This window comes from Acidovorax sp. JMULE5, assembly GCF_013376875.1.
In the GTDB taxonomy this organism is placed as follows: domain Bacteria; phylum Pseudomonadota; class Gammaproteobacteria; order Burkholderiales; family Burkholderiaceae_C; genus Acidovorax; species Acidovorax facilis.
Genome location: NZ_CP035951.1, coordinates 3,398,039 through 3,418,700, shown reverse-complemented (window position 1 = coordinate 3,418,700; position 20,662 = coordinate 3,398,039). Strand labels below are relative to the sequence as shown.

The 20,662-nt window shown below is 67.5% G+C and carries 14 protein-coding genes and 1 pseudogene; 9 read left to right on the top strand and 6 right to left on the bottom strand.

Annotated elements, in window-relative coordinates:
• The first annotated feature begins 61 nt into the window (after positions 1-61).
• Positions 62-1,822 (top strand): MFS transporter, encoded by a 1,761-nt coding sequence (locus EXV95_RS15590; RefSeq protein WP_176887539.1) that lies wholly within the window; start codon positions 62-64, stop codon positions 1,820-1,822.
• Positions 1,823-1,962: 140 nt separating this feature from the next.
• Here the strand turns inward: EXV95_RS15590 and EXV95_RS15585 are convergent, their stop codons facing one another.
• A complete protein-coding gene (locus EXV95_RS15585; RefSeq protein ID WP_147433274.1) occupies positions 1,963-2,517 on the bottom strand; it encodes a hypothetical protein in 555 nt (184 codons plus the stop codon).
• Positions 2,518-3,354: 837 nt separating this feature from the next.
• Here EXV95_RS15585 and EXV95_RS15580 point away from each other — a divergent pair.
• Both EXV95_RS15580 and EXV95_RS15575 read left to right on the top strand, forming a co-directional pair.
• Positions 3,355-3,600, top strand: coding sequence for a hypothetical protein (locus EXV95_RS15580; protein WP_176887538.1), 246 nt, complete (start codon positions 3,355-3,357; stop codon positions 3,598-3,600).
• Positions 3,601-3,604: 4 nt separating this feature from the next.
• Positions 3,605-4,048 carry a hypothetical protein gene (locus EXV95_RS15575; RefSeq protein ID WP_176887537.1) on the top strand — a complete coding sequence of 148 codons (444 nt, stop codon included), beginning with the start codon at positions 3,605-3,607 and terminating at the stop codon, positions 4,046-4,048.
• Positions 4,049-4,162: 114 nt separating this feature from the next.
• Here EXV95_RS15575 and EXV95_RS15570 read toward each other — a convergent pair whose 3' ends face one another.
• Entirely contained in the window at positions 4,163-5,386 is a 1,224-nt protein-coding gene (locus tag EXV95_RS15570) for a murein transglycosylase A (RefSeq protein WP_176889064.1), read from the bottom strand.
• Between EXV95_RS15570 and EXV95_RS15565 the strand changes: the two genes are divergently transcribed.
• Both EXV95_RS15565 and EXV95_RS15560 read left to right on the top strand, forming a co-directional pair.
• Entirely contained in the window at positions 5,319-5,495 is a 177-nt protein-coding gene (locus EXV95_RS15565; RefSeq protein ID WP_176885330.1) for a hypothetical protein, read from the top strand. The two genes, EXV95_RS15570 and EXV95_RS15565, sit on opposite strands and share 68 nt — an antisense overlap.
• Before the next feature lie 203 nt (positions 5,496-5,698).
• A complete protein-coding gene (locus EXV95_RS15560) occupies positions 5,699-6,346 on the top strand; it encodes an OmpA family protein (protein ID WP_176887536.1) in 648 nt (215 codons plus the stop codon).
• A gap of 43 nt (positions 6,347-6,389) precedes the next feature.
• Here the strand turns inward: EXV95_RS15560 and EXV95_RS15555 are convergent, their stop codons facing one another.
• The 4 genes and pseudogenes from EXV95_RS15555 to EXV95_RS15540 form a co-directional block, all read right to left on the bottom strand.
• On the bottom strand, positions 6,390-7,019 hold the full coding sequence (locus EXV95_RS15555; RefSeq protein WP_055394714.1) for a response regulator transcription factor: 630 nt from the start codon (positions 7,017-7,019) through the stop codon (positions 6,390-6,392).
• A 155-nt stretch (positions 7,020-7,174) separates the two neighbouring features.
• Positions 7,175-9,220 (bottom strand): nitrogen regulation protein NR(II), encoded by a 2,046-nt coding sequence (locus EXV95_RS15550; RefSeq protein ID WP_370460076.1) that lies wholly within the window; start codon positions 9,218-9,220, stop codon positions 7,175-7,177.
• A complete protein-coding gene (locus tag EXV95_RS15545; RefSeq protein ID WP_176889063.1) occupies positions 9,217-10,032 on the bottom strand; it encodes a carbon-nitrogen hydrolase family protein in 816 nt (271 codons plus the stop codon). The genes EXV95_RS15550 and EXV95_RS15545 overlap by 4 nt, the downstream gene beginning before the upstream one ends.
• Positions 10,032-14,193, bottom strand: a pseudogene (locus tag EXV95_RS15540) (YhdP family protein). Before EXV95_RS15540 ends, EXV95_RS15545 begins: the two are co-directional and overlap by 1 nt.
• A gap of 98 nt (positions 14,194-14,291) precedes the next feature.
• Here EXV95_RS15540 and glnE point away from each other — a divergent pair.
• The 4 genes from glnE (at position 14,292) to EXV95_RS15520 (ending at position 20,654) form a co-directional block, all read left to right on the top strand.
• A complete protein-coding gene (gene glnE, locus EXV95_RS15535; RefSeq protein WP_176887535.1) occupies positions 14,292-17,039 on the top strand; it encodes a bifunctional [glutamate--ammonia ligase]-adenylyl-L-tyrosine phosphorylase/[glutamate--ammonia-ligase] adenylyltransferase in 2,748 nt (915 codons plus the stop codon).
• A 105-nt stretch (positions 17,040-17,144) separates the two neighbouring features.
• On the top strand, positions 17,145-17,873 hold the full coding sequence (locus EXV95_RS15530; RefSeq protein ID WP_176887534.1) for a TetR/AcrR family transcriptional regulator: 729 nt from the start codon (positions 17,145-17,147) through the stop codon (positions 17,871-17,873).
• A complete protein-coding gene (locus EXV95_RS15525) occupies positions 17,870-19,255 on the top strand; it encodes an efflux transporter outer membrane subunit (RefSeq protein ID WP_176887533.1) in 1,386 nt (461 codons plus the stop codon). The genes EXV95_RS15530 and EXV95_RS15525 overlap by 4 nt, the downstream gene beginning before the upstream one ends.
• A gap of 193 nt (positions 19,256-19,448) precedes the next feature.
• Positions 19,449-20,654 (top strand): efflux RND transporter periplasmic adaptor subunit, encoded by a 1,206-nt coding sequence (locus EXV95_RS15520; protein WP_176887532.1) that lies wholly within the window; start codon positions 19,449-19,451, stop codon positions 20,652-20,654.
• Positions 20,655-20,662: the final 8 nt, after the last annotated feature.

The following is a 20,662-nucleotide window of genomic DNA, read 5'->3' as shown; positions in this document are numbered from 1 at the left end:
GCAGTCGGCTATTGGGCGTTGAACCACCACGGCTGCGCCAACCGTCGCACAATGTGCAGACATGCCCCCTTTGCCGTCCCACGAAAGCCCGCGCAGCGTTGCGCCCCCGCCCTCCCCTGATGCCCCGGACCTGAGCCCGGGCGCCCCGCCGCAAAGCGATGCGGCTGCAGACAGTGCCGCCCGTGCGGATCTGGCGCATGGCACCGAAGAGTCCGTCGCCGCCCAGTTGGGGGACAGCGCGGCGCTGAACCAGGCGGCCTCGCTCTCACCGTTTGCGCCCTTGTCGGTGCCCGTGTTCCGCATGTTGTGGCTCACCTGGGTGGCGGCCAACACCTGCATGTGGATGAACGACGTGGCGGCCGCCTGGCTCATGACCACGCTCACCACCTCGCCCGTGCTGGTGGCGCTGGTGCAGACCGCCTCCACGCTGCCCGTCTTCTTGCTCGGCCTGCCCAGCGGTGCGCTGGCCGACATCCTGGACCGGCGGCGCTACTTCATCGCCACGCAGTTCTGGGTGGCCGCCGTGGCGCTGGTGCTGTGTGTGGCCATCCTGGCCGGGGGCATGACGGCGCCGCTGCTGCTGGCGCTCACCTTTGCCAACGGCATCGGCCTGGCCATGCGCTGGCCGGTGTTCGCGGCCATCGTGCCCGAGCTGGTCAGTCGCCCGCAGCTGCCTGCCGCGCTCGCGCTCAACGGCGTGGCCATGAACGCCTCGCGCATCATCGGCCCGCTGCTGGCGGGCGCCATCATCGCGAGTGCGGGCAGCGCCTGGGTGTTTGTGCTCAACGCGGTGCTGTCCATCGTTTCCGGCTTCACCATCATGCGCTGGAAGCGGGTGCACACGCCCAGCCCGCTGGGCCGCGAAAAGCTGACCAGCGCCATGCGTGTGGGCCTGCAGTTTGTGCGCCAGTCGCCGCGCATGCGGGCTGTGCTGTGGCGCATCTCCATCTTCTTTCTGCACGCCACCGCGCTGCTAGCCCTGCTGCCGCTGCTCGCCAAGGGGCTCGAAGGCGGCGGCGCGGGCACCTTCACGCTGCTGCTGGCCAGCATGGGCGCGGGCGCCATCACGGCGGCCATGTTCTTGCCGCGCCTGCGCCAGGCCATGGCGCGCGATGTGCTGGTGATACGCGGCACGGCGCTGCAGGCTGCCGCCACAGGCGTGATGGCCGTGGCGCCCAATGTGTACGTGGCCGTGCCCGCGATGTTCGTGGCGGGCATGGCGTGGATCACCACGGCCAACTCGCTCAGCGTGTCGGCCCAGCTTGCCCTGCCCAACTGGGTGCGCGCGCGCGGCATGTCCATCTACCAGATGTCCATCATGGGCGCTACCGCGCTGGGCGCCGCCGTATGGGGCCAGGTGGCCACGGTCACCGACGTGCATGTGAGCCTGGGCATTGCCGCCGCCACCGGCGTGGTGGCCATGCTGCTGGTGCAGCGCCTGGTGGCCGACCGCAGCATGGAAGAGGACCTGAGCCCCTCGCGCGCCTTCAAGGCCCCGGTGGCCGACACACCGCCCGGGTCAGGGCACCTGGTGGTCACCATCGAATACTTCATCGACCCCGCCCGCGCCGCTGAATTTCGCGCCGTGATGCAGGAAAGCCGCCGCAGCCGCCTGCGCCAGGGCGCCCTGGGCTGGCAGTTGCTGCACGACATCAGCCAGCCCGCGCGGTACGTGGAGCGCATCGAGGACGAGTCGTGGACGGAGCATCTGCGCCGCTTCGACCGCGTGACGGCCTCGGACGTGGCGCTGCGCGACCGCAAGTTGGCGTTTCATGTGGGCGATGCGCCGCCCCGGGTGACGCGCTGGGCGGTGGAGCAATGAGGGCCTCCCCGGGTAGCTATAAATCATCCGCAAATGCCGCTGGTGCAGACAATGCGGTAGCCCGAAAAAAGGGAACACACGATGGTGTTCCTTTTCAATAGGAGCGTGCAACGCCCCGAAGCCAATGAGCGGCTGTTGGATCAGTCGGGCGAACCGGCCCAGATATCGGAACGCAAGCCCGCATCTGCACCCACGGCAGCAGACTTCGCGCTCGCCGCCTTTGCCGTGACGTCGGTCACGGAGATCGCCACCGGACGAAGCGCATCGCCGCCGGAAACTTCACGCGAAGTCACACAAAACCATTCTCCTGGAATCGCCGCGACCACTGTGCCAGCATCACTTTCGCGCCCTGGGTTGCGGCCCAGCCATCCTGCAGTATTCGTCCGGATGGGTTTGCCGCTAGCGTCGATAGATGTGGAATTCCAGTCGTCGTTGCTCCCGGTGGAGTTGTCGCTGAATCGGATCACCAGCGTGGGGTTGGAATCGGCAGCCATGCCTTCTGCCAGGACGACGAACACTTTGCTGCCGTCCGGCAACGTTTTCCCACCTGCGCCCACAATCGTGCACGCCGCTGTCAGCGTGTTCTGCGATTGCACCGCAATCGTGCTGATGTTGAGCAGCTCGGCATGCACACCCGTGGCCATCGCCAGGCCCAAGCTCATTCCCAAAACACTCTTCAAAATACCTTGTCGCATGGTGCGATCCTCTCATTGTTAATAACAAACACGATCTGTGCTGGGGCACAGACCTCCTCCCTGTCTTCGGCGCTGGAACAGAACAACTGCCATCGCCATGACGCCACCATGGCACCGCAATGAAGCCCATGCCGACGCAGGCCTGGCAGGTTCGGCGCCCCTGCACTCCGCTGTCAAAAGCGGCGGCCTTGTGCCATCCGTGCGCTTCGCGCGGTTCTTGGCCGGCGGAAGTGTTCCGGCGGCGATAGGCCCTTGGTCGCCCAGAGAGCCACTACCTGCCGAAGATGAGCGCAGATTCTCAAGGGCCAATCTGGTAGTGGTGCCGTTGTCTTTGTAGTCTTCTGTAAATGCGCCCTGCCCGCAGGAATGGCTGTTTACAGGTGGTCTTGCAAGGTCTGCACGTGGGGCGATGCGGGTGGCTTAGTGGCTTCGTTCCGCGAGTGCCTCTTACAACGCGTCACAAAAACCCCATCGGTTTCACCATCCTGCTCCGGGGCATGTGGGGCTGGCCATTGCTGCATGGCATCAGCCAGTCCGCGCGGTTTGCGGAACGCATCCGGGACGGAACACCTGCTGTGCTTTGATGAGGTTACGGCGTCCGATGTGGCGCAGCGGGGCCTCACGCTGGGGCTTTCTGGGGGATGCGCCGCCGAGGGGGACAAGGTGGGCGTTGGCGGCCGTGGGCTGGGTTTTTGTGCGATTTGAGATGTTTTTGGTCGCTAGCGCTTTTGGGGTAAGCGCTATAAGCTATAAATTTTGCAGCATTGTGGCTCGCCTCACCCCGCCCCTCGGGCTGAACGCTCCCGGCCTGTGCGACTCGGTTGAAAATCCCAGCCCATGACCTTCATTTTTCAGATGCTCTACCAAGTGCATCCGCTGCTTCCACTCGCGTATTTGATCGTGCTGGGGAGCGGGGTTCTCGCCCCCGCTATCTATTGCGCCGCGCGCGGTATCCCGTATGACATCACGAAGATCTGGTCGTTGGCCAAGCACGGCCAAGTCGGCGCGAGATATACCGTGATCTCGTGGGCCGCATTTGCCGCAGCGTCGGTCTTGGTTCTTGTTCTGTATGGGGTGAGATGAACCTATGAATCTCCTCGCGCGCTCCCGCCTGCTGCTTTCTTTCCTGTGTATCGTCCCCTGCGTCCACGCCGCCCCCGACCCAGCCCTGCTCGGCTGCTGGCGCGCCGCCAAAATCGTGTTGACCACCCCCGATGGCGAAAAGGCCGAAGACACCTCCGGCCGCTGCACCCTGCAGTTCAAGGAAGATCAGTTCGAATCGACCTGCAAGACCGCCAGCGGGACGGCCACTACCAAGTACCGTTACCAGGTCGTCCGCCCCCAGGTGTATGCGGCCACCATGGCGGGCAGCACTTTCAGGACGGAGATGGTGGGCTCGACGCGCGAGTACGAGTACCGCATCACGGGCGATCAGCTGCGCACTGTGACCGTGCCCCCGGCCATGGCGTTCGCGGCGGCGGCTGCGGCCCAGCGGGTGGAAACCGAAGCGGCGAGGGTGCCATGTCCGTGAACCCGGCGGCCAACCACTGGGCGCCCGAGTGCAGTTGCATTCGGTAAGGTTGCTATTAATTTAATAGCTGCTAGCGCTTATTCAATAAGCGCTAGCAGCCAAAATTATTCAAAATCATCGGGGCCACAACGCCCACAGACGCAGGTTCTGCTTCAGGCGCCCGGCGATGTCGCCCGCTTCCGGGCCCCAGCCTGTGAAGAAGTCTGCGCGCACCGCGCCCAGGATGGCGCTGCCCGTGTCCTGCGCCATCACCATGCGATTGAGCTGTACCTGCGGGCCGCTGGAGGCCAGCCAGACGGGCGTGCCGTACGGGATGCTCTGGCGGTCCACAGCGATGGAGCGGCCGGGGGTGAGCGGTACACCCTGGGCGCCGCGCGGACCGAAGCCTGCGTCCAGCGGGTTCAGAGGCTCCTCGCGAAAGAACACGTAGCGCGGGTTGGTCCACATCAGCTCGTTGGTGCGCTGGGGGTTGGCGGCCAGCCAGGCGCGGATGCCGGGCCAGGTGGCGTCGCGGGTGTAGCCCTGGTCGAGCAGCCAGCGGCCGATGCTCTGGTAAGGCTGGTCGTTGGTGCCCGCGTAAGCCACGCGCACCAGCGACACCGTGCCGTCTGCCTCGGCGATGCGCAGGCGGCCCGAGCCCTGGATGTGCAGCACCATCGATTCGACCGGGTCGCGTAGCCAGGCGATGGCGCGGCCCGCCAGCGCGGCCTGCGCTTCCGGCAGGGTCTCGATCTGCTGGCGCGTGTACCAGGGCTTGCGGGCCCCAAGGCTGGTCGGTACGCGGTAAATGGGCACGGTAAACCCATTGCCTGGCTGGCGGGTTGCCTCCATCATCGGCTCGTAGTACGCGGTGAGCAGGCCTTCGGGATTGCCGTCGGTTGCTTCAACGCGGTAGGGCTGCAGGCGGGCGATGAGCCAAGCGCGTTGCTCGTCGGCGGTGGCAATGCTCAGCTGGCGCACTTCGCTGCACAGCGCGGTGAAGGGGGGCTGGGGGCGTTCGCAGCTCTTGATCCAGGCGTTCCAGGCCTCGTGCAACGCATCGTCGGCAAAGCCGGGCAGCTCGGCCCAGCGCACGGGAATCCAGCGGCTTTTGGGCTGTGACATCGGTGGCGGCAGCGGGCCGGTGTCGCTGGGCAGCACCACGGTGCTGGGCGGTGGTGGCGCGGGGATGGCCCCGGGGCGGGAGGGGCTTGGGGCAGGGGGCGTGGAGCAGGCGGCCAGCGTTCCTACAATCAGCGCCGTCAAAGCAACGCGCAGGAGTGTCAATTTCATGGGGCTGATTTTGCTTGAAGCGCTGCTGGCGCTGGTGTTGCTGGTGGCCATCGTCTGGTGGACGATGTTCTCGGGCCGCAAGGGTGGCGAGCTGCAGCCGCCGCCGCAGGAGCCTTTGCCTCCACCGCCAGCGGCATCCCCCGAGGCAGCTCCCCCACCGCCTCCGGCGCAATGACCTTGCCTGCGTGCGGGTAGCGAGCCAAGGCGGCTTCGTCCTACAGCCAGGATGCCGCTGTGCCGATGGTGCCCAGGCCCGGCTGCGGCCACGATGGCGATGAGCTGGGCGCACCCGAGGCCTAGGCCCACCACAGGCCACGCGGCACGCGATCGGAAGTCCCGACAAGCCCAGCTCCGTTGAATCTTTCAAGGAGCACCACCATGCGCAAACACATTCTTCTCGGCGCCACCGCCGTCATCGTTCTGGCCACCGGCTGTGCCAGCATGGACGACACCCAGCGCCGCACTGCCACCGGGGCCGGCGTGGGCGCGCTGGCAGGCGCCGTCATCGGCTCCGCCACCGGCGGCAGCGCTGGCACCGGGGCAGTGGTAGGTGCCGGTGTGGGGGCCCTGGGCACCTACATCTGGTCGCAGAACATGGAGCGCCAGAAGCGCGAGATGGAGCAGGCCACGCGGGGCACCGGCATCGGCGTGACGCAAACGGCCGACAACCAGCTCATGCTCAACATCCCCAGCGACATTTCGTTTGCCGTGGGCCGTTCTGACATCCAGTCCAACTTCGCACCCGTGCTCGATCAGTTCGCAGCCGGGCTGCGCAACAACCCCAACACCGATGTCCGCATCGTCGGCCACACCGACAACACCGGCAGCGACGCCATCAACAACCCGCTCTCGATGGACCGCGCTGCCAGCACGCGCAGCTATCTCACGGGGCGGGGCGTGGACGGGCGCCGCATCGCCATCGATGGCATGGGGGAGCGGTATCCCATCGCCACGAACGAGTCGGCCGACGGCCGGGCGCGCAATCGGCGCGTGGAGATCTTTGTGGGCGAGCGCCCACGCGGGTAAGCAACCACGCCCGAGAGGGCGTGGGGGGTGGGCGCGCAGAGCCCTACTTCTCTGTGCGCAGCAGGTTGGCCAGCTCCACGGCCGACTTGACCTGCATCTTGTCGAACACGCGTGAGCGGTGCACCTCCACCGTGCGCACGCTGATATCGAGCTGGTCAGCAATCAGCTTGTTGGGCAGGCCCGCCACCACGAGGTCCATCACATCGCGCTCGCGGTCCGTCAGATCGCGCAGGCGCACCTGCAGGTCGCTGCGCTCACGCAGTTGCGCCAGGCGCTCGGCCGATTTGGCCAGCGCCTGCTCGACACGGTCTACCAGCGCGTTGTCGGAAAACGGCTTTTCGCAGAAATCAAACGCGCCCCGCTTGACGGTGTCCACGGCAGTGGGCACGTCCGCGTGGCCGGTCAGGAAGATCACCGGCATGGTGGCCAGGTCACCACGCACCGCCAGCAGGTCGAACAGCGCCAGGCCGCTCATGCCGGGCATGCGCACGTCCAGCAGCAGGCAGCAGGGCTGGCGCTGCGCGGGCCGGCTTGAGAGCATGGCGTCAAAGGCCTCTGCACTCTCAAAGGACTCGCTGAATAGCCTGCGCGAACGCAACAGCCACGCCAGCGCTTCGCGCACGCTGGCGTCGTCGTCCACGATGTACACGGTGGCGTTGGTGGTGGGCTCCATGGTTCAACTCGGTTATCTGGTGGATTGTCGGTTACGCGCAGTCGCGGCAACTGGCGCGGCCGGGGCGGGGCCGCCGCGCAAGGGCCGCCCCGCCGCGCCGGCGGCGTTCCCCTTCCCGCGCGCAGCGCGAGAGAAGGGAGAAGCGACGTAGTCGCTCAGGGGCTTGTTGCTGGTAGCGTGAAGGTAAACACCGTACCACGCGGTTCATGGGGCGCAAATCCGAGAAAACCGCCATGCTGCTCGATCACCGTGCGGCACATGCTCAGCCCCAGACCCATGCCCTCGGGGCGGGTGGTGAAAAACGGGGTGAAAAGCCTTTCGGCTACATCCGGGGGAATGCCCGATCCCAGGTCGGTCACCGCAAACTCGATCCAGCCGCTGTGCTGGTTTGACGCCGCACGCCGCACCCGAATGTCCAGAATGCGCGTGGGTAGGGCGGGGTCGTCCATGGCCTGCATGGCATTGCGCGCCAGGTTGAGCAGCACCTGCTCGACCATGGTGCGGTCGCACAACACGGGGGGCAGGTGGGGCTCCAGCGAGGTGTTCACGCGCACCCCCAGCTTGCGTGCCTGCAGGCTCACCAGTGGCAGGATGGCATCAAGCAACTGCTGCGCGTACACCGCTTCGCGCGCCTGGTCGCGGCGGCGCACAAAGTCGTGGACGCTCTTGATCACCTTGCCTGCGCGCTCGGCTTGCCGCGCAATATGTTGCATGGCCATGCGCACATCCTGCAGCTGCTCAGCATGGGCAGCGGCGCCTGCGCCCTGCTCTGCCGGTGTGGGCGCCTCCAGCAGGTTGATGGAGCCGGTGGCATAGCTGGAAATGGCGGCCAGGGGCTGATTGAGTTCGTGGCTCAGCAGCGAGGCCATTTCGCCCACGGTGGCCAGGCGGGCGGTGGCCTGCAGCCGCTCTTGTGACGCCCGCGACAGCTCTTCCACCCGCCGCTGCTCGCTGATGTCGAGGAACGCGCTCATCCAGCCCGTGTGCAGGCCCTGGGCGTTAATGAGCGGGGCCTCGATGATCAACACAGGGAAGCGGGTGCCGTCCTTGCGCATGAATTCGGACTCGAAACCCTCGCGCGGCGGCATGGTGCCCGCAAAGCGGATGGCCTGGCGCTGGCGATACTCCTCCACCCGCTCGGGGGGCCAGTAGGGCGCGGTCACGCTTTGGCCCAGCAGCTCCGGCGCGCTGAACCCCACCATGGCGCAGAAGGCGGGGTTGACATAGGTGATGCGGCCTTCCAGGTCGCGGGCGCGCAGGCCTGTGACCAGCGAGTCCTCCATGGCCTTGCGAAACGCCAGCGCGTCGGCCAGATCGCGCTCGGCGCGCAGGCGCCTGCGGTTGTCGCGCACCAGCACCACCATCACGGTGACCAGCGCAATCGACATGGCGGTGACCAGCGCGGTCAGCACGTTGGGGAACAGGCTGGGCGCGCTGTGCCAGGTGTCCATGCGCAGCACCAGGGTGCTGCCGGGCAGATCCAGCAGGTGCGTGGCCGTGAACATGCGCGAGCCGCGGCGCGCGGCGCCCAGCACGGCCAGCCGGGTGCCGTCGGCCTCGGTGAACGAGGCCTCCTGGCTGCGCGTGAGGTTGTGCGCCACCAGGTTGATCAGTACGTCCTGCAGCGAATACGTGACCACCAGGAAACCCGTGCTGCGCCCGCCCGAGGTGAGCGGCAGGCACAGCTCCATCATCTCCGAGCCCAGCCCGTCGCCGTGGGGCTGAAAGTAGCTGCTTGAATAGGCTGGGCTGCTCAGGCGGCGTGCGTTGGCACAGGCAATGGCGGCGTCGGACTGGCTACCCTCGCGCAGCCGGGCGTCCCAGGCCACGGGGCGGTAGGGCGACTGGGCATGGGTGCGTACCCGCAGGTCGGCATCGCGCCACTCGATGCGCACCAGCTCCCGCCGGTTGCGCAGCAGCTCGGCTGCATCGACCTCCCAGGCCAGCTGGCCCGGGTCGCCCGCGTGCAGGGCCTGCAGGCTTTGCAGGTTGCGGGTGAGCGCCACGCGGATGTCGGACACCGCATCCGCCGTATCGCGCTCCAGGTGCGACTGCACCTGGCTGGCCTCATAGCGCCCCGCAAGCCACACCATGGTGGCGAGCATGGAGATCACCAGTGCTACCAGCAGCGTCCACAGCGACCAGCGCCGCCATGCGCCCCGCCAGCGCCTGAAGAGTGTGCGTTGCTGCGGGATCTTCACAGGACGCGGTGCGACAAGGCGGGCAACTGCAGACGCAGGTCGCGCAGGCGCTGCGGGTCCACTACACCCGACACCACGCCCGCCAGTTGGTCCTTCTGCGCGAGCACGGTGCCCCACGGGTCCACCAGCATGCTGTGGCCCCAGGTGTGCCGACCGTTCTCGTGCACGCCGCCCTGGGCGGGTGCCAACACGTAGGCCAGATTCTCCAGGGCACGGGCGCGCAGCAGCACCTCCCAGTGCGCCTGGCCGGTGGTGTGGGTGAACGCACTGGGCACCAGCAGCAGGTCTGCCCCCGCGCTGGCGTGGGCGCGGTACAGCTCGGGAAAACGCAGGTCGTAGCACACCGAGAGGCCCACCCGCCAGCGGTGGCCGTTGCGCGAAGGCAGCTCGAACTGCACGGGGGTGTTGCCTGCCTCGATCACGCGGCCTTCGTGGAACTGCTCGCGGCCGTTGTCAAAGTAGAAGAGGTGGATCTTGTCGTAGCGTGCCACGCAGTCGCCGCTGGGGTTGAACACCAGGGTGGTGTTGCGCACCTGGTCGGGTGTGGTGGCCACCAGCGGCAAGGTGCCGCCCACAATCCACATCTGCAGCTCGCGTGCCGCGCTGGCCAGAAAGTGCTGAATACGGCCCTCGCCCGGTGCTTCGCGCAGGGCGAGCTTGTCGGTGTCCTTGTGGCCCATCACGCAGAAGTATTCGGGCAGCACGGCCAGCTCGGCACCTGCGCTGGCGGCTTGCTCCAGCAGGGCGCGTGCAGCGCGCAGGTTGTCGTCGAGCCGGGTGCAGGACACCATCTGGATCGCAGCAACTTTCATCATGAAGGTTCTCCGGTGCGGGGGGCACTGGGGCGTGTGGGTGTGCCGGTTGCAGGGCCTGCCTCGCGGTTGCGGCGGGCCACGCGCACCACGCGGGGGTCCGTCCAGGTGCCATCGATGCGGAACTCCTGCGTGGCCGCCTCGATCAGCGGGCCGCGCAGAAATACTTGGGCCAGGAAGCTGCCCAGCCCAATGACCGGGTTGATGGCTGTGGCCACCAGGGACGCGGTCATGGCGTTGATCTCGGGCACCACCACCACGCGCAGGTCCTGGGTTTCCTGGTCGATGTTGGCGCTGCCCTCCATCAGCACGGCGGCGTTGACGCCCTTCATCTGCAGATTGTTCGTGGTGGCCACGCCTTGCTCGATGCGCACATCGCCCCGGACAAAGTCGAACGCAAAACCCTCGCTGAACACATCGCGGAAGTCGAGCGTCAGGCGGCGTGGCAGCGATTGCAGGCTCAGCACGCCCAGCAGCTTGGCCAGGCCCGGGTCGGCCTTGAGGAACTGGCCGGACTCCACGTTCAGGTTGATCTGCCCGGTCATGCTGCGGTAATCAGGGCTGAACGGCGCGCCGATCCAGGCCACCTGCCCTTCCATGCGGCCCTTGCCACGCCGGACCACATTGGCCATGCCCATGCGGCCCAGCAGGTCGCCCGAGTCGCGGATGTCCAGCTTGAAGTTGAGCACCGTGCGCCGCTCCGGTGTGCGGGGCCCCACCCCTGCGGTGTTCAGCACCGCCCAGTTGCCGTTGGCTGTGAAGTTCGCCTCGGGCGCGAGGATATTGAATTTGGAGAGGCGCCATTCGCGCTGCGTGCCATCTCCGCCCCGGTTCTGCGCTTCTATTTCCACACGCCCGAGGCGTTTGCCGCGCAGTTCAAAGTCATCCACCACGATGTCCAGCGCGGGCAGGGCGCCGGGCTGCTCGTCCAGCAGGGCCTCGACCTGGGTGACGTCGCTCTGGGGCATGTTCACGCGCGAGAGCCGCGCAAACAGGCGCCCGTTGGGGTGTTCGGCGCCGCCTGGCTGGCGGTATTCCAGATAGCCGTTGAGTTCCGTGGCGTCGAGGTTGGCACGCCAGGTGGTGCCATCCCGCAGCGCGCCGGCCACGATGTTGTGCAGGGTGCGACCCTGCAACGTGAGTTCGCGGGCGCGCAAGGCCAGTGTGGTGGGCAGGTAGTCCTGCGCCGTGCTGGGCGTTCCCGTTGAGCCTGGGGATCCGGGTGCGGTCGCGGGGCGCGCAGCGGGTTCGCTGCCGGTTGCCTGGGTCAGCACGTCTTCCCAGGCATCCACATCGAGCTTGCCCTGGCTGATGTTGGCCGCCACACCCCTGCGCGGGCACCGGGGCGGATTCGCCGCCCGACAGGCCGATGCCGATGGCACCGCGCAGCACCCGGGCCTGGGGCCCGCCCAGATCCCGAATGTAAGTGGCCGAGCCCAGTGCGCCCAGGTCCAGCGTGATCTGATCGCGCAAAGGCGGGGCTTCGGTGCCATTTCCAGCCTGCGTAAGGCCCACCAGCGATTCGCGGGCCACCTGGGTTTCAAACCGCATTGGCAGGCTGCTTTCGGCCGTCTTGCCCAGCGGGGCGGGCAGCGCCAGCGCCAGCCCCTGCAGGCTGGTGGTGACCTGCACCTCCGGCACGCCACGGCGAAACGCGAGCGCCATGGAATACGCGGTGCTGCCGGTGGCGCGGCGCGCCAGCTGCGAGAGCATGCCCAGCTGTGATGCCTGCTGCAGCCCTTCGGCGGTGGCGGTGCCCTGTGCGCGAAGCTGCACGGCCGATTCGGTGGCCGGGGCATTGGAGGGCAGAGCGCGCATGCCGCCCTCCAGCCGGACAGCGCCGCCCAGTGCCTGGGCCTGCACGGTATTGAGCGAAAAACCGCCTTCGGTGAACTGCACCACGCCCCGCACCCGGCTCAGCGTCGGGGTGTCGGGGGTAATGCGCAGTTCGTTGCCCGCCAGCGTGACGCTGCCCTGGACCTTGGATTTTTCGATGTCGCTGATCGGCAAGGTCAGGCGCAACTTGAAATCTGCGTTGCCGGTGCCGCTGGCCTGCTCCAGTGCATTGCCGGTCATCCGGCCCAAAGGCGACGTGTTCATGAGCGTGAGCAGCTCGGTCAGCGGCCCCCGGGCATCGGCACTGACACCCACCACGGTATGGGAGAGGTCTGGAATCTTGGCGTCCACCTTCGACAGGCGCAGGCCTGGGCGCCCGGCAAACCCGCCGCTCGCACCCCGCACCTGCATGGTGGATCGTTCAAAGATCAGCTCGCCCGCCAGCTCCGTCAATGCAGGCCACGGCAACGTATTGGCCGGTTGCAGCTGCGTGGGGACGTAGGCGTAGGTGACGTCCTTCACGCGGGCTGCGATGCGAAATTCGCCTTGTTTGGGGTCGTCGAAAGGCAGGTGGTGCAGATCCCCCTTGACGCGGAACTGCACGTTGCTCGCGCTGCCCGCCACCACGGCGTCGCGCACATAGTGGCGCGACTCCTGGGGGATGGACAGCGGCAGGTAGCGGTGCACACGGGTCCCGTCCGCCCGGTTCAGGGTGCCTGTGAGGTCCAGCACTCCCGGAAAGCGAGAGCGGTGTGCCACCTTGCCCGCATCGCTGGTATGCCAAGTGGCCCGGGCCTCGCCCTGGGCGTCTGCATTGGCAAACTGCACGTCGGTGGCCTGCACAGCGATGCGGTCGCCATCGAGTTGCCAGCGCACATCGGCGCTGAGCCGGTCCAGCGGCAGCACCGGGTCTTCGAACACGCCGGGCAGCACCAGCGCGCCGGAGGCAATGCTCAGCGCTGCCTTGCCGCCCGCCTGGGTCATGTCGATGTCCACCGTGGCACCCCGCAGGCCCAGTTGGGTGGACGCGCTGGCGGGGGTGTCGCCTGCCAGCGCCAATCCGCGAATGCGCCCGCGTACTTGATACTGCTGCAGGTTTTCGAGAGGGCCTTTCCAGGTGGCCTGGATCTCGTCCACGAGCCCGTGGGGTGAATAGGTGCGCACGGCCTCATGTGCCGTGGCGCCCAGAGGCAGGCGGCTGGCGACCTGCGCCAGGGCAGCCAGGTCCAGACGGTCGGCGCGGAACTCGCCTTGCGCGGGTGCCTTGCCGGCCGCTGCCGTGTGCACAAGCCGGACGTTGCCTCCGGGCCAGGTGAGACCATCGTCCGTCTTGAATTGCAGCGCCTGGGTCGAGAATTCAAACCCCCCGTTCAGCCGACGCCCACCCAGCCGCCCCTGAATGGACGGCAGCACCAGCGCCTGCAAGCCTGCCCCCAGTGTGGCATTGACATCGGCCAGCGCCAGGTCGGCTGTGCCGCCCACAATCTGCCCGCGCTGCACATCGGCCCAGGCTCGCAGCGCGCCCCGGCCCTGGGCGATCTCCACGCCCACATCGGCATGGTGGCGCAGCCGCGAGACGTCCACCCGGGAAAAGTCAGCGAAGACCTGCCCGTTCCAGTGTTTCCAGTTGCCGTCGCGCGCGCGCAGCAAAGGCGCGCGGAACAGCCCCGTCACCGTGAAGCGGTCTCCCCAGGCTTCGGGCGGCGTGGCATCCAGCCGCATGTGGTGGTGCCAGTTGCCGTTGCGCAAGAGCAGGTCCACCTTCTCCAGCGCAAGCTCCGGGGCGCCGCGCTGCTCATCGGTCCAGCGCACCGTTCCACCCCGGATGAACACCTCGCCCTGCGAAAACAGCCAGTCGGCTGCGGCGTTGTCTTCGCCCTGCTGCTGGGAGAAATCCAGCCCCGCCACCTGAATGCGCCCGTCCGCAGTGCGGCGCACATCCAGCTCGGGCTCTTCGATGTACAGCTGCTCGAAGCCGCCCTTGAGCAGGGAGCGCGGCGACAGCGCCACCACCACCCGCGGAAGGCGCAGGGCAGAGCGGCCGGCAGCGTCCAGCAGGGTGACATCCGAGAGTTCAATGGAAGGGATCAGGCCTTCGGTGTGCGCCGCGATGGCGCCGATCTGGACAGGAACCCCCAGCGCCCGTGCGGCATGCGCCTCCAGCTGTGGGCGGAAATCACCGATTCGCGGCACAATCCAGCCATGAAGGGCCCCCCACGCGATGGTCAGCAGCAGCCAGAAGGCCAGCAGCAACCCCAGCGACCACCGCGCGAGACCTGCCACAATTTTCAGCAGGCGGGTGGGGTGCGTGGTGGGATCGATCATGGTGGGATTGAATGTGGCAGGAATTATGACCCGCAGGCTTAGCGCGGGTTCACTACAAACCAGTGTTCTTATGTACGCAGCGTTGCGCTGCGGCTGCCATGTCGATCTCGTATCCTGAATCCCCCTGCAATCCCTCCGCGACCTTTGTTCACGGGGCCGCGCACTCGCGTTTCTATCAGCGCCTGCATCGCCGCTACGAGGCTGACCTGCTGCTCCTGCCGCACGGTGTTCCCCGGTGGCCCAGCATGGAGCAGGCCTACGATGCGCTGCGCGCACGCGGTTGTGACACGGGCACCGCGCTCCGGGTGCTGCGCCAGCTGGTCATGGAGCGGCTGATCCATATGGACTGCGAGGCGCAGGCTCCGCTGGCGGACATTACCAGCGCGGTCACCGAGCTGGCCGAGCTGGCGCTGGACAGGGCCTGCCAACACGCCCGCCAGGAGCTGGACGAGCGCCACGGCGCGCCGCGCGGGCCGGACGGCCAGCCCGTGCAGCTGTGGATCATCGGCATGGGCAAGCTCGGTGCCCGCGAACTGAACGTCTCCAGCGACATCGACCTGATCTACGTGTACGAGCACGATGGCGAAACGGCGGGCACGGCTGATGGCCGGGGGCGCATCTCGAACCACGAATACTTTGCACGTGCGGTCAAGGCCATCTACAGCCTGGTGGGCGACACCACCGAACACGGATTTGTGTTCCGCGTGGACCTGGCGCTGCGCCCCAATGGCAACTCCGGCCCGCCTTCGGTCTCGTTGTCGGCGCTGGAGGAATACCTGCAGCTGCATGGGCGCGAGTGGGAGCGTTTTGCCTGGCTCAAGAGCCGGGTGGTGGCACCGCGTGATTGCATTGCCAGCCCTGAGGTTCAGGCGCTGCGCGGTGTGGTGCTGCCCTTTGTGTTCCGCCGCTACCTGGACTACAGCGTGTTCGATGCGCTGCGGGTGCTGCACCGCCAGATCCGGAACCATGCCGCCAAGCGCAGCGCGGGCCACCCAGAGCGCGCCAACGACGTCAAGCTCTCGCGCGGCGGCATTCGTGAGATCGAGTTCACGGTTCAGCTGCTGCAGGTGGTGCGGGGCGGCCAGTTCCCCGAGTTGCGCCGCCGCCCCACGCTTGATGCGCTCACCCGCCTGTCCCAGGCGGGTCTGATGCCGCAGGAAACGGCTGATGCGCTCGCGCGGGCCTACGTCTTCTTGCGCCGTGTGGAGCACCGCATCCAGTACCTGGATGACCAGCAGACCCATGTGCTGCCCACGCGCGATGACGATCTTGCGTGGATCGCGCACACCCTGGGGTATCCCGATTGCTGCGCCTTCCTGCACGAGCTGGACGCACACCGTGAACTGGTGGCCCAGGAATTCGACACCTTGCTGGGCGGGGCGGGCAAGAAGCAGTGCAACGGCGGGGGCTGTGGCGGCCCCCGCGCTGCGGCGGCCGCCCCCCCCGAATTTGACACGCTGCTGGAGCAGTTGCCGCCCGGATTTCGCGAGCGCGTTGCCGAATGGCGCAACCACCCGCGCGTGGCGGGGCTGCGCGACGAAGCCCGTGCCCGCCTGTTCCGGCTGGTGCAACGCACCGCACAGTGGCTCAAGGAAGGCCGCGTCACCGAAGAGGCCGCCCTGCGCCTTGCCAACTGGCTGGAGCCGCTGCTGCGCCGCGAGAGCTATCTGGCGCTGCTGCTGGAGCGCCCCTCTGTGCACGAGCAATTGCTGCACTTGCTGGGCGCGGCCAAGTGGCCCGCCCGCTACCTGCTGCAGCACCCCGGTGTCATCGATGAACTGGTGGGGGATTCGCTGCTCGCCGAACGTTTTGTGGTGGCCGACTTCGAGCGCGAACTGGCCGTGCGGCTCGCGTCGCTGCAGTCCACGGGCGAGGACGATGATGAAACCTTGCTCAACCTGCTGCGCCGTGCCCAGCACGCGGAAACCTTCCGCACCCTCGCGCGCGACGTGGAGCGGCGCATCACCGTCGAGCAGGTGGCGGATGACCTGTCCGCCCTAGCCGACAGCGTGCTGCGCATCACGGCCCAGTGGTGCTGGAGCCGGCTCAAGACGCGCCACCGCGAGAGCCCGCAATTCGCCATCATTGGATACGGCAAGCTGGGCGGCAAGGAACTGGGCTACGGCAGCGACCTGGACATCGTCTTTGTGTTCGATGACGACGACGAACGCGCCCCCGAGGTCTACGCGGCCTTTGTGCGCAAGCTCATCAACTGGCTCACCGTGAAGACGGGCGAGGGCGATCTGTACGAGATCGACACTGCGTTGCGGCCCAATGGCAGCTCAGGTCTGCTGGTCACGAGCTTCGAGGCCTACGCCAACTACCAGCAGCGCCGGGGCAGCAACACCGCGTGGACCTGGGAGCACCAGGCCATGACACGCGCGCGTTTTGTGATGGGCAGCGAGGCCTTGCAGGCGCGCTTCGATGCCGTGCGGGAGGCCGTTATCACCTCCGAACGCGACCCTGCCGCCCTGCGTGAGGAAATCGTGGCCATGCGCGAGCGTGTGCGCGCAGCGCACCCCACGCGCGACGGGCAGTTTGATGTGAAACACAGTTCGGGTGGCATGGTGGATGCGGAGTTTGCCGTGCAGTACCTGGTGCTCTCGCAGTCTGCAAACCACCCGGAGTTGGTGGGCAATGTGGGCAACATCGCGCTACTGCAGCGCGCCGAGCAGGTGGGGCTGTTGCCCCCTGGCGTGGGTGTGGCGGCTGCGGATGCGTACCGCGAACTGCGGCGCGTGCAACACGTGGCGCGCCTGGACGAGGCGCCCACCCAGGTTGCCCCCCCCGCACTGCAGGCCGAGCGCGATGCGGTGCTGGCCCTGTGGAGGTCCGTGTTCGGTTGAGTCGCACCAAGGTGTGACGTTTTGTTGCATTTTTGCGGGCTGAATTTTCCGCGTGGCATCGCTAATTCAAACGGTTGTTTGAATTCTGGTGTGTAATCCGGTGCCATGAGTTTTGGCGCCCATTTCATTCCCGCAGCCCAGCGCACCGCCCGCAGCGACGGAGAAGACACGCGCGTGCGCCTGCTGCGCGCCGCGCTGCAGCTGTTTTCCGAGCGGGGCTTTGCGCAAACCTCGGTGCGTGCGATTGCCGAAGCCGCCGGCACCAACGTGGCAGCGATCGCCTACCATTTTGGCGACAAGGCGCGCCTCTACACAGCCACGTTCTACGAGCCCTTCGGCAGCGGCAGCGACCTCATCCCGGTGTTTGCCGACCCTGCGCTGACCTTGCAGCAGGCGCTGGCCGCCTACTTCGGTGGCTTTCTGGAGCCGCTCAAGCACGATGACCTTGTGACCCAGTCGCTGCGCTTGCACGTGCGCGAGCTGCTGGACCCCACCCATGTGTGGCCCGAGCTCATCGAGCGCGAGTGCCGGGCACCCCATCTGGCGCTGGTCCAGGTGCTGTGCCGCCACATGGGCGTGGCCGCAGCGGACGACGACATGCACCGCCTCGCCTTCTCGCTGGCCGGGCTGGTCATGCAGATGTGGACCCAGCGCGACCCGCTGCAGGCTATTGCACCGCAGCTGGCGGGGTCTGGGGCTGTGGACGAATGGGTGGACCGGCTGACCGGTTACGCCCTGAGCATGGTGCAGGGCGAGATCGCCAGGCGGCAGGCCGTACAACAGCCCGCGCGCCGCAGTACTTCACGGAATTCGCACAAGGAATCCAACGCATGACTTTGAGCAAGACCCGATTCTTCTGGGCCACCTGCCTGCCCCTGGCCCTGGGCGCCTGTGCCATCACAGCGCCTCCCGCCCAAGTGCCCACCACTCCACCTGTGGCGTGGCAGGCGCCCTTGCCGCACCAGGGCTCTTTGGGGGATCTGACCCGATGGTGGACGCAGCTGGGCGACCCGCTGCTCGTGGAGTTGATCGACGCGGCCCAGGCCGTCAGCCCCGGTGTGGCGCAGGCCCAATCCCGCATTGCGCAGGCCCGGGCCACGCAGGTGGCCAGCCGCGCCGCGCTGCTGCCGTCGCTCGATGCGCAGGCCAGCGCCAGCCGGGGTTTCAACGAACAGCTTGCAGGCATCGCGACCACGGCGCAGGCCGGGCTGCAGGCGAGCTGGGAGATTGACCTCTTTGGTGCGAACCGCGCTACCAAGACCGCTGCCGATGAGCGGCTGGCGGGCGCACAGGCGCTGTGGCACGAGGCGCGCGTGAGCGTGGCCGCCGAGGTGGCGCAGCAGACGAGCAGCCTGCGCACCTGCCTGGAGCAGCTGCGCGTGGCCGAGCGCGATGCGCAGTCGCGTGGCGAAACCTCGCGCCTGTCAGGTCTTAGCGAACGCGCCGGCTTCACGGCGCCCGCCACGGCTGCCCTGGCCCGTGCCAGTGCCGCCGAAGCGCAGGCGCGTGCATCGCAGCAGCGCATGCAGTGCGATGTGGAGGTCAAGACCCTGGTGGCACTGACCGGGTGGGAGGAGCCGGCGCTGCGATCGCGCCTGTCCACGCCTGCCGCCACAGCCCCCGACACCCTGTTCGCCGTCGCCACGCTACCCGCCCAGGTGCTGGCCCAGCGCCCTGATGTGTACAACGCCGAGCGCGAAGTCGCCGCTGCCAGTGCCGAAGTGGGCAGCGCCCAGGCCCAGCGTTACCCGCGCCTGTCTCTCAGCGGCTCGGTGGGCACGGCGTGGGTGCGCAGCGGTGGCGTGACCACCGACCTGAACACCTGGACCATCGGCCCGCTGGCGCTCAGCGTGCCGCTGTTCGATGGTGGCCGGCGCGGCGCGCAGGTGGACGCGGCGCAGGCGCGCTATGACGAAGCCGCCGCGCTCTACCGCGCCAAGGTGCGCCAGGCCGTGAGCGAGGTCGAACAGGCGCTGGTGCGGCTGCAGAGCACGGCCGAGCGCAGCACCAGCGCGCGAACGGCGGTTGCGGGCTATCGCACATCTTTCGATGCCACCGAAGCGCGCTGGCGCGGCGGCCTGGCGAGTCTGGTGGAGCTGGAAGACGCGCGGCGCACATCCCTGGCGGCCGAGAATGCGCTGATTGCGCTGCAGCATGAACGCCAGGCCGCCTGGGTTGCGCTGTACCGCGCCGCTGGCGGTGGATGGAAGCTATGAGACACCCCCCTGAGGCGCTTTGCGCCTTCCCCCCCGCTCTCGCATTGCTGCGCAACGCGGGCAGGGGGACGCAGCCTTCGCTGCGGGGCGGCCCTTGCTTGGCTGCCCTCGTCTGCGCATCGCCAGTTTCGAGCGCAGTGGGCCACGCCCAACACCATGCACAGCTGATATGAATTCTCCAGGACAGATGCACATGCAACACTCCTCTTTCTTCTTCAAGTTTTCCCCCACCGCCTTCGCCGTGATCACTGCCTGCGTGCTGGCCACGGGCGGTGCACTGGTTTTCTCTGGCGCATCGCGCGCCGCCGATGAGCCCAAGGCGGGCCAGCCCCGGCCTGCGCTCACCGTGAGCACGGCCCAACCCCAGCGCACCTCGGTGCCGCTGCGCCTGGCCGCCAACGGCAATGTGGCCGCCTGGCAAGAGGCCAGCATTGGCGCCGAGAGCAACGGTCTGCGCCTGACCGACGTGCGTGTGAATGTGGGCGACGTGGTCAAGGCCGGCCAGGTGCTGGCAACTTTCTCTGCCGAAACCGTACAGGCCGATGTGGCCCAGGTGCGCGCCAGCCTGCTCGAAGCCCAGGCCAACGCGGCCGAGGCGGCCGCCAATGCCGAACGCGCACGCTCGCTGCAGGCCACGGGCGCCTTGAGCCAGCAGCAGATCCAGCAGTACACAACGGCCGAGAAGACCGCGCAGGCTCGCGTGGAGGCGGCCAAGGCCACGCTGAACGCACAGCAGTTGCGTCTGAAGTACACCCAGGTGGTGGCGCCCGACAGCGGCGTGATCTCGGCCCGCACGGCCACCGTGGGCGCGGTGGTGGGCGCGGGCACCGAGCTGTTCCGCATGGTGCGCAAGGGGCGCCTCGAATGGCGCGCCGAAGTCACGTCTACCGAGCTGCGCCGGATTGCGCCGGGCGCCAAGGTCAGCGTGACGGCGGCCAGTGGTGCGGTGGCAGAAGGCACGGTGCGCATGATTGCGCCGACGGTGGACCCGCAGACGCGCAATGCGCTGGTGTACGTTGATCTACCCCTGAACACAGACTTCCGTGCGGGCATGTTTGCGCGTGGTGAGTTCGCGCTGGGCGCCAGCGATGCACTCACCGTGCCGCAAGAGGCGCTGGTGGTGCGCGACGGCTTCTCGTACGTGTTTGTGGTGGGTGCCGAGCAGCGTGTGCAAATGCGCAAGGTGCAGACGGGACGCCGCGTGGCTGACCGGGTCGAGGTGCTCTCGGGTCTGGACGCGAATGCCTCGGTAGCGGTGCGTGGCGCTGGCTTCCTGAACGACGGCGATCTGGTGCGGGTGGTGAGCACGCCGCCCGCCAGCAGCACCTCGCAAGCTCCGGATTTCAAGCAAAAAATGGCTCTAGCGCTTACCAATAAAGCGCAAACAGCTATCAATTGAGGAGCATT

Excerpts from the sequence above, each read along its gene's own strand:
- EXV95_RS15590 (WP_176887539.1), top strand. The coding sequence starts at position 62 with ATGCCCCCTTTGCCGTCCCACGAAAGCCCGCGCAGCGTTGCGCCCCCG.
- EXV95_RS15585 (WP_147433274.1), bottom strand. The coding sequence starts at position 2,517 with ATGCGACAAGGTATTTTGAAGAGTGTTTTGGGAATGAGCTTGGGCCTG.
- EXV95_RS15580 (WP_176887538.1), top strand. The coding sequence starts at position 3,355 with ATGACCTTCATTTTTCAGATGCTCTACCAAGTGCATCCGCTGCTTCCA.
- EXV95_RS15575 (WP_176887537.1), top strand. The coding sequence starts at position 3,605 with ATGAATCTCCTCGCGCGCTCCCGCCTGCTGCTTTCTTTCCTGTGTATC.
- EXV95_RS15565 (WP_176885330.1), top strand. The coding sequence starts at position 5,319 with ATGGGGCTGATTTTGCTTGAAGCGCTGCTGGCGCTGGTGTTGCTGGTG.
- EXV95_RS15560 (WP_176887536.1), top strand. The coding sequence starts at position 5,699 with ATGCGCAAACACATTCTTCTCGGCGCCACCGCCGTCATCGTTCTGGCC.
- EXV95_RS15555 (WP_055394714.1), bottom strand. The coding sequence starts at position 7,019 with ATGGAGCCCACCACCAACGCCACCGTGTACATCGTGGACGACGACGCC.
- EXV95_RS15545 (WP_176889063.1), bottom strand. The coding sequence starts at position 10,032 with ATGAAAGTTGCTGCGATCCAGATGGTGTCCTGCACCCGGCTCGACGAC.
- glnE (WP_176887535.1), top strand. The coding sequence starts at position 14,292 with ATGTCGATCTCGTATCCTGAATCCCCCTGCAATCCCTCCGCGACCTTT.
- EXV95_RS15530 (WP_176887534.1), top strand. The coding sequence starts at position 17,145 with ATGAGTTTTGGCGCCCATTTCATTCCCGCAGCCCAGCGCACCGCCCGC.
- EXV95_RS15525 (WP_176887533.1), top strand. The coding sequence starts at position 17,870 with ATGACTTTGAGCAAGACCCGATTCTTCTGGGCCACCTGCCTGCCCCTG.
- EXV95_RS15520 (WP_176887532.1), top strand. The coding sequence starts at position 19,449 with ATGCAACACTCCTCTTTCTTCTTCAAGTTTTCCCCCACCGCCTTCGCC.